Source organism: Amycolatopsis sp. NPDC003676 (genome assembly GCF_053587275.1).
The window spans coordinates 1-7,578 of record NZ_JBSFNS010000205.1 but is presented as its reverse complement, the minus strand read 5'-3'; the positions used below and the strand labels follow the sequence as shown (position 1 = coordinate 7,578).

General features: G+C 69.2%; 8 protein-coding genes. 4 read left to right on the top strand and 4 right to left on the bottom strand.

What is annotated here, in order from left to right:
- Nucleotides 1-125: 125 nt before the first annotated feature.
- On the bottom strand, nt 126-1,874 hold the full coding sequence (locus ACWDNU_RS44490; protein ID WP_449673277.1) for a pyruvate dehydrogenase: 1,749 nt from the start codon (nt 1,872-1,874) through the stop codon (nt 126-128).
- Nucleotides 1,875-2,001: 127 nt separating this feature from the next.
- Here ACWDNU_RS44490 and ACWDNU_RS44485 point away from each other — a divergent pair, with 127 nt between their 5' ends.
- Nucleotides 2,002-2,748, top strand: a complete 747-nt coding sequence (locus ACWDNU_RS44485; protein WP_449673276.1) for an SRPBCC family protein — start codon at nt 2,002-2,004, stop codon at nt 2,746-2,748.
- A 2-nt stretch (nt 2,749-2,750) separates the two neighbouring features.
- Here the strand turns inward: ACWDNU_RS44485 and ACWDNU_RS44480 are convergent, their stop codons facing one another.
- The 3 genes from ACWDNU_RS44480 to ACWDNU_RS44470 form a co-directional block, all read right to left on the bottom strand.
- Nucleotides 2,751-3,119 carry an SPW repeat protein gene (locus ACWDNU_RS44480; RefSeq protein ID WP_370936525.1) on the bottom strand — a complete coding sequence of 123 codons (369 nt, stop codon included), beginning with the start codon at nt 3,117-3,119 and terminating at the stop codon, nt 2,751-2,753.
- A 60-nt stretch (nt 3,120-3,179) separates the two neighbouring features.
- Entirely contained in the window at nt 3,180-3,524 is a 345-nt protein-coding gene (locus tag ACWDNU_RS44475; protein ID WP_370936524.1) for an STAS domain-containing protein, read from the bottom strand.
- 76 nt (nt 3,525-3,600) lie between these two features.
- The gene (locus tag ACWDNU_RS44470; protein WP_449673275.1) at nt 3,601-4,299 is read right to left on the bottom strand and encodes a DJ-1/PfpI family protein; all 699 of its coding nucleotides are present in this window, start codon (nt 4,297-4,299) and stop codon (nt 3,601-3,603) included.
- Between the two features lie 98 nt (nt 4,300-4,397).
- Here ACWDNU_RS44470 and ACWDNU_RS44465 point away from each other — a divergent pair, with 98 nt between their 5' ends.
- The 3 genes from ACWDNU_RS44465 to ACWDNU_RS44455 all read left to right on the top strand — a co-directional run bounded on the left by ACWDNU_RS44465 (nt 4,398) and on the right by ACWDNU_RS44455 (nt 7,504).
- Nucleotides 4,398-5,375: a GlxA family transcriptional regulator gene (locus ACWDNU_RS44465; protein ID WP_449673274.1), complete on the top strand. Its 978-nt coding sequence runs from the start codon at nt 4,398-4,400 to the stop codon at nt 5,373-5,375.
- Between the two features lie 659 nt (nt 5,376-6,034).
- Nucleotides 6,035-7,162: a YibE/F family protein gene (locus ACWDNU_RS44460; protein ID WP_449673273.1), complete on the top strand. Its 1,128-nt coding sequence runs from the start codon at nt 6,035-6,037 to the stop codon at nt 7,160-7,162.
- A gap of 81 nt (nt 7,163-7,243) precedes the next feature.
- Complete coding sequence (locus ACWDNU_RS44455; protein WP_449673272.1) at nt 7,244-7,504, top strand: hypothetical protein; 261 nt, start codon at nt 7,244-7,246, stop codon at nt 7,502-7,504.
- The last annotated feature ends 74 nt before the right edge of the window (nt 7,505-7,578 follow it).

Genomic DNA, 7,578 nt, shown 5'->3' with positions numbered 1-7,578 from the left:
TGTTTGTCAAGGCATCTTTCCCGCCTTGACAAACACCCCCGCGCCGCAGTCACAATCAAGCTTCGGGGTGCCCGCGCAACCCTCACGGCAATGTCGCCGCCAGGCGACGAGCCGAACCCCCAGGATCAAGGCCGAGGAATATTCCTCAAATTAGACTTGGCCAGCTCCAACATCTTCCCCACACCCCCACTAAGCACAGTCTTACTGGCCGCCAACGCAAACCCTTTGACCTGAGCAGCAGTAATATTAGGCGGAATAGACAACGCATTAGGATCCGTAACCACATCCAGCACCGCGGGCCCGTCATGCGCCAAAATATCCCGAAGCCCTTCCCGAACCTCCCCAGGCTTCTCCACCCGCCGCGAATACAACCCAGCCGCCCGGGCGATCCCGGCGAAGTCGACCTGATCGTGATCAGTGCCGAACTCAGGCAACCCGTCCACGAGCATCTCCAACTTCACCATCCCGAGCGAAGAGTTGTTGAACACCACAGCCTTGACCGGCAACCCATGCGTCTTGAGCGTCAACAACTCCCCCATCAACATGGCAAGCCCGCCATCGCCACACATGGCCACCACCTGCCGCCCCGGCGAAGCAGCCTGCGCCCCAATGGCATGCGGCAACGCATTAGCCATGCTCCCGTGCACAAACGACCCGAGAATCCGCCGCCGCCCATTAGGCGAGATGTACCGAGCAGCCCACACGTTGCACATCCCGGTGTCCACAGTGAACACCGCGTCGTCGGCAGCTTCCTCGTCCAGCACGTCCGCGACAAACTCCGGATGCAACGGAACATGCTTGGAAACCTCAGCCGTATAGGCGTCGACCACCCGCTGCAACCCCCGCTCGTGCTTGCGCAGCATGGCGTGCAAGAACGACTGATCCCCACGCTCCCGCAACCGAGGCAGCACCGCCCGAATCGTAGCCCCAACGTCGCCCTGGACCCCGAACTCCAGCACCGACCGCCGCCCCATCCGGGCCGGATCGATGTCCACCTGCACGGTGTTGCGCTGCGGCAGGAAGTTGTCGTACGGGAAGTCCGTGCCCAGCAACAACACGAGATCAGCCTCGTGCATCGCCTCGTAACAAGCCCCGTACCCGAGCAATCCGCTCATCCCCACGTCGAACGGATTGTCGTACTGCACAAACTCCTTGCCCCGCAACGAATGCCCCACCGGAGCCCCGACCGCGCCGGCGAGCGCGAGCACCTCGTCGTGCGCGTCCCGGCACCCCGCGCCGGCCATGATCATCACCTTCTCGGCCCGGTCGATCCGATCGGCGAGGCGGGCGATGTCAGCCTCGGCGGGCACCACAGCGGGCGGACTCCCCAGCGACGCCGATTCCCCGGTGGCATGCGCGGCAGGCTCGTGCGACACATCGCCAGGCAGCACCAGCACCGCGGCCCCGCGCCGGCCGACCGCGTTCTGCACCGCGATCCGCGCCAGCCGCGGCATCTGCTCCGGCGAACTCACCATCTCGCAGTAATGCGAACACTCGGCGAACAACTGCTGCGGATGCGTCTCCTGGAAGAACCCGGTGCCGATCTGCGTGGACGGAATGTGCGAGGCGATCGCCAACACCGGCGCCCCGGAGCGATGCGCGTCGTAAACCCCCTGCAGCAGATGCAGGTTCCCCGGCCCGCAACTCCCCGCGCACACTGCGAGCCGCCCGGTCAGCTGCGCCTCGGCCGCCGCGGCGAACGCACCGGCTTCCTCGTTGCGCACGTGCACCCAGTCGATCCCGCCGCGCGCCGAACCGCCGGTGCGGCGCACCGCGTCCACGACGGGGTTGAGGCTGTCGCCCACCACCCCGTAGATCCGGCGCACCCCGGATTGCACCAGAACGTCGATCAACTGGTCGGCCACCGTTGCCATGCGTAAGCGTCCCTTCGTGAGAGTCCCTTCGCAGTCTGTCACCGATCAGGCGAACCGCCACCGCATTGACAAGTATTATTGTCAATGGCACCGTGACCATGACCGACCACGAGGAGGAACGCCGCCGATGCCACGCGAGTTCGAGGTGCGCAAAGAGGTTCAGCTGCCCGCGGGACCCGAAGCCGTGTGGGAGGCAGTCGCGACCGGGCCCGGCATCGATTCGTGGTTCATGGGCCGCCACGAGGTCGACGCCGCCGCCAAGCGGATCCGGTTCAGTCTCGGCGAAATGCGCACCGAGGCGGAGATCACCGCGTGGGATCCCCCGCGCAGGTTCGCCTACCGGGGCGAGGCAGCCGAGGACGGCACGTTCGACGCGATGGAGTTCCTCGTGGAAGCGGCCGAAGGCGGCACTTCTGTACTCCGATTCGTGCACCGCGGGTTCGTCGAGGACGGCTGGGACGACGAGTACCACGAGTCCTTCGCCGTCGGCTGGGAGATGTACCTGCACACGCTCGCCGAGTTGCTGGCGCACTTCCCCGGCCGCTTCGCGACGTACGTGACCGCCGACGGTCCGGCCTCGTCGGCGAACCGCGACGCGTGGCCGAAGCTGCTGGCCGCGCTCGGCCTGCCCGCCGACCCCTCAGCCGGGCAAGCGGTCCAGTTCAGCGTGGGCGGCGAAACGGTCGAGGGCGTCCTCGACTACTCGACCCCGAACTACGCCGGAGTCCGCACCGAGGACGCCCTCTACCGGTTCCACGAACGGTCATTGCTCGGCATGCCGATCGCGGTGGGACATCATCTCTTCCGCCCGGACGTCGACGAGACCGCCGAAATCGCGACCTGGAGCCGCTGGCTCGCCGACGCGCTCGGCTGACCTCAGCTGCGGCGCAACAGCAACGCCGCGCCACCGGCGGCCACCACGACCCCGGCGATCACGTTGCCGGTCACCGCGCCGGCGGACGGCACCGTTTCGTCGCCGTACCGCAGCAAGAACGGGGACACCGCGGCCCACACGCCGAGCACCGGCAGCACCCAGGTCAGCGCCTGGGCGCCGGAATCCCGCGCGCGCATCGCGGCGAAAACAACGATCGCGAGCCCGGCGACCGTGTTGCTCACCGCGAGTTCGGCGGCCCCGCCGAAGCGCAGCAGCCACGGCGCGGCGATCAGGTACAGCCCGGCCAGCACAGCGAGGCCCGCTGCGCCCCCGGAGACCGCGGTCTTGCCGGACATCGTGCTGGTGGACATCTGGATCACCTCAGCAGATCTCGGTTCCACCCCACGGGTACCCAGATTCCGGCCGGGGATTCACGCCCCCGCGGCGGCGCACGCCTCGCGCAGGCCGCTGCGCACCGGCGCTTTGATCCCGGCCACCGCGAAAGCGCGCAGCACGAGCGGCCCGGTCGCCACGATCGACAGCGCCGGCCGGACGTGGCTCGTCTCCTCGAGCACGCGCAGCCCGGCACAGCTGAGATAGCCGACCCGCGACAGGTCCACCACGAGTTTCCCGCCGGCTCCGGAGGCGGCGGAAAGCGCGGAGCGGAATTGCCCCACCGACGCGATGTCGATCTCGCCCGCCGCCGTGACCAGCACGATGTCGCCGTCTCTCCTGCTGGTGAAGACGGTCAGACCGGCATCCCCGCGAGAACCCATTGGCGGAACGGTACGCGCCGGAGAGGCGCTGGCAAACCCGTCCTGCCTCAGCTGGGTGGGGCAATTCACGAGGACGTCACCGCTGCGTCAGCAGCTTTTCGCGCAGCTCCGGCTGATCGGCGAGGCCCTCGCGAACGGTGTGGTCGACGAACGGCCGCATCTGCTCGTGCGGGGCGAGCGACCAGTCGAGCGGGCCGAGCGGCGGCCGCGGGTCGTACTCGATGCCGAACTGGACCAGCCGCGCGGCGTCCGTCCCGCGCATCCGCTCCACCAGGTGCAATGCCAGGTCGATCCCGGCCGACACTCCGGCGGCGGTGATCACCTTCCCGGCGTCGACCCAGCGCTGCCGGACCGGCTCGGCTCCGAACGCGCGGAGGACCTCCAGGAAAGTCCAGTGCGTCGTCGCTTCGCGTCCTTCGAGCAGCCCAGCTTGGCCGAGCAGCAGCGAACCGGTGCACACGGACGTCATCAGTTCAGCGGACTCCGCGGCGCGGCGGAGGTAGCCGATGAGCGTCTCGTCGCCGAGCGCGCGCAGCGTCGGCGCGGCACCGCCGGGGACCAGCACCCAGGACGGGTCCGGAACCTGGTCGAAGGTGTGGCTCGGCGCGATCCGCAGCGGCGTGTCGGTGCCGAGGGTCTCCAGGGTTTCGCCGACGACGACCACCCGGACCGACGGGTCCGCCGCCGCGTAGCTGTTGATCACCTGCAGCGGTCCCACCAGGTCGAGCGGCGTCAGGCCGGGGTACACGACGAACGCGAACGTCTTCTCAGTCATGCCGCCAGACTCCCGCCCGCGCGGCCCGGCCGGGACACGCGTGTCCGAAATCCTGCGAACCCGGTTGATCCGGCCGGGCGAGCTGCTACCGTGCGGCCATGCCGAGTACCGCCCGGCAGGTCGTGATCCTCGGGTACCCCGACGCCGAACTGCTCGACATCGCCTGCGTGTCCGACGTTTTCGACGCCGCCACCCGGCTCGGCGCGGCCCGGCCGTACGAGGTCCGGCTCGCCAGCGTCGACGGGCTCCCCTTCGCCTGCCAGTCCGGGCTCACGCTCGCCCCGCACGTCCGGATCGACCAGGTCCGCGGCCCGCTCGACACGTTCGTCGTCGCGGGCGGGATCGGGCACCTCGCCGCGGCCAAGGACGAACGGCTGCTCGCGCACGTACGGCGGCTGTCGCAGGCGAGCAGGCGGACGGCGTCGGTCTGCACCGGGGCGACCGTGCTCGCCGCCGCCGGGCTGCTGAGCGGCCGCCGCGCGACCACGCACTGGTCGCATGCGTCGCGGCTCGCCGAGCAATACCCGTCGGTGACCGTGGATCCGGTGCCGCTTTTCGTGCGGCACGGCGACGTCTACACCTCCGCCGGCGTCACCAGCGGGCTCGACCTCACCCTCGCGTTCGTCGAGGAGGACCACGGCCCGACGCTCGCCCGCGAAGCCGCCCGGTCGCTGGTCACCTACCTGCAGCGACCGGGAAACCAGGCGCAGGTGAGCATGTTCCTCGCCGGCCCGCCGCCCGAACACCGGCAGGTCCGCGACCTCACCGCGTACGTCGCCGAGCATCTCGCCGACGACCTCGGCGCCCCCGCGCTGGCCAACCAGGCCGGCATCAGCACCCGCCAGCTGACCCGGCTGTTCGACGCCCACCTCGGCACCACACCGGGCAAATACGTCCGGACGGTGCGCGCTGAACACGCCGCCCGCCTGCTGTCCGGCACCGATCTCCCGCTCGCCGCGATCGCGCGACGCTGCGGTTTCGGCTCCACGGAGACCCTCCGGCAAGCGTTTCTGGACCATTTCGACACGCCGCCCTCGGCTTACCGGCGGGTGCACCTCCGTTCTGCGCACGCCTGAACGAAACGCCCGCTTCCTCCCCCACCCGGTCCGGGTGAGCCGCGAGCCGGGAAGGCAGGATGTCCGCCGTGGCACCGCACGACTACCCCGATCAGGACCCCGACGACACCGGCCCGCTGCCGCGAGTGCCGGGCGAACCCGCGTCCCCCGCCGTGCCACCCGCTGCTCCTCCCCGCGCCCGCCCGGATGCACCTCGCCGCCCGCGCCGCGCCGAGCCCGGCCGCACCGGCGAGCCCGGCCGACCCGCTAACCCCGGCCGCGAACCGGGACGGCATCCCGAGCGGTCCGGCGAGCCCCGCCGCCCGCGCGCCGCCGCGCCACGGCCTCCCCAACCCGGCGCACCCCGAACCCCGCGCCCCGCAGATCCCCGCGGCTCCCAATCCGGCGAACTCCGCAGCGGCTCGCAATCAGGCGAACTGCGCGTCCCCCGCCGCCCAGGCGACACCCCGCCACCGGGCACCCGCCGTCGTCCCCCGACCCGCCCCGCACAGTCTGAAAAGGACACTCCCAAACCCGCCGCAGCCAAGGAAACCCCGCCGCCAACCGGCCACGGCCACGGTCATGGCCACGGACACGGCCCGGCCGCCCCAGCGTCGCAACGAGTCCGCAAACTCCTGATCTGGCTCCTGGCCCCGCTGGCCCTGGCGACCGTCGTAGGCATGATCATCCTGTACCCGTGGGGCAGCTCCCTGCCGAAAAGCGCCGTACAGCAAGGCACCCCAGTCCAGGCAGCGATCACCACCGCGACCTCCGGCCCGTGCCTGCAACCCGGCCAAGTGCAAGTCGGCTCGCAACCAGACCCGAACGCGAAACCGTGCCTCACCGTCGACCTGCACATGTCCGACGGCCCAGCAGCCGGAAAACCAGTACGCCTGACCGTCCCCATCGAACCAAGCACGCCACGCTTCACCGCAGGCGACAAAGTCGTCCTCGCCTACAACGGCGGCAACCCAACAGACCCGCAGTCATTCACCCTCGTCGACTTCCAACGCGGCACCCCCCTGGTACTGCTAGCCGCATTGTTCGCCATCGCCGTACTCGTACTAGGCCGCTGGCAAGGCCTGGCCGCGCTAGTCGCGCTTGTACTGAGTTTCGTAGTGATCGTCCTCTTCGTACTGCCAGCGATCCTCTCCGGAGAAAACCCGCTGCTAGTCGCGATCGCCGGAGCAGGCGCGATCATGTTCATCGCGCTATACCTGACCCACGGCCTGTCCGCGAGAACCTCAGTAGCAGTACTAGGCACCCTGGTCAGCCTGGCACTGATAGGAATCCTGTCCGCGATCTTCTCCGCCGCCGCCTCCCTGACCGGCCTGGACGACAGCACCACCACCCTGATCGCCTCCCTGGGCCACGGCATCGACGCAAGAGGCCTGCTACTGGCCGGAATCGTCATCGGCGCACTAGGCGTCCTCGACGACGTAACCATCACCCAAACCAGCGCAGTATGGGAACTGCGCCGAGCAAACCCGTCCCTGGGCTGGCGCGACCTGTACAGCTCGGGCCTGCGAATCGGCCGAGACCACGTAGGCTCCGCGGTAAACACCCTGGTCATGGCCTACGCAGGCGCCGCACTGCCAGTAATGCTCTACTCCGCGATCTCCGGCGTAGGCCTGGGCTCCCTGCTAGGCAGCGAAGACATCGCCGCGGAAATCATCCGCACCCTGGCCGGCTCAGTAGGCATCGTGGCAGCAGTCCCCGTAACCACAGTCCTGGCCGCCCTGATCGCCTCCCGCGAACCCATCGACCACCTCATCAACACCACTACCCCCACCGATTCACACCAGTAACACCCCCCAGCCCCCGCCCGGGCGCGCCCTCCGCGAATGAGGTACGAAGACTCGCGACCCCCGTACCCCGTAGGAGGCGCTGTGTTCTCAGCCGTCCTGGCCGGCCCCCGAGTCACCGTGCACCTGATCCGCCGCCTATTCGCGTCCGCCCTAGAAGCAGCCGAAACAGTGCCGAGAATCGCCACCGCCCTAGACGAGGCCCGCACCACCCTGCGCCACCTAGAACGCCTGCTCACCTACGTAGCCGAACAACTCCCAGAACTAACCGACCACCTAGACCAAATCCGCGCCCGCCTAGACGCCCTAGACGAACACACCCGCACCCCCGCCACCCACGACTAACCCCACCAAGCGCTTCCCTAAAACCCGACCACAACGCGGGATCGCGTCGGCGTCTGAGGAGCGGTGCGACCGCC

Coding starts and splice junctions, on each gene's coding strand:
- ACWDNU_RS44490 (WP_449673277.1), bottom strand. CDS start 1,874: ATGGCAACGGTGGCCGACCAGTTGATCGACGTTCTGGTGCAATCCGGG.
- ACWDNU_RS44485 (WP_449673276.1), top strand. CDS start 2,002: ATGCCACGCGAGTTCGAGGTGCGCAAAGAGGTTCAGCTGCCCGCGGGA.
- ACWDNU_RS44480 (WP_370936525.1), bottom strand. CDS start 3,119: ATGTCCACCAGCACGATGTCCGGCAAGACCGCGGTCTCCGGGGGCGCA.
- ACWDNU_RS44475 (WP_370936524.1), bottom strand. CDS start 3,524: ATGGGTTCTCGCGGGGATGCCGGTCTGACCGTCTTCACCAGCAGGAGA.
- ACWDNU_RS44470 (WP_449673275.1), bottom strand. CDS start 4,299: ATGACTGAGAAGACGTTCGCGTTCGTCGTGTACCCCGGCCTGACGCCG.
- ACWDNU_RS44465 (WP_449673274.1), top strand. CDS start 4,398: ATGCCGAGTACCGCCCGGCAGGTCGTGATCCTCGGGTACCCCGACGCC.
- ACWDNU_RS44460 (WP_449673273.1), top strand. CDS start 6,035: ATGATCATCCTGTACCCGTGGGGCAGCTCCCTGCCGAAAAGCGCCGTA.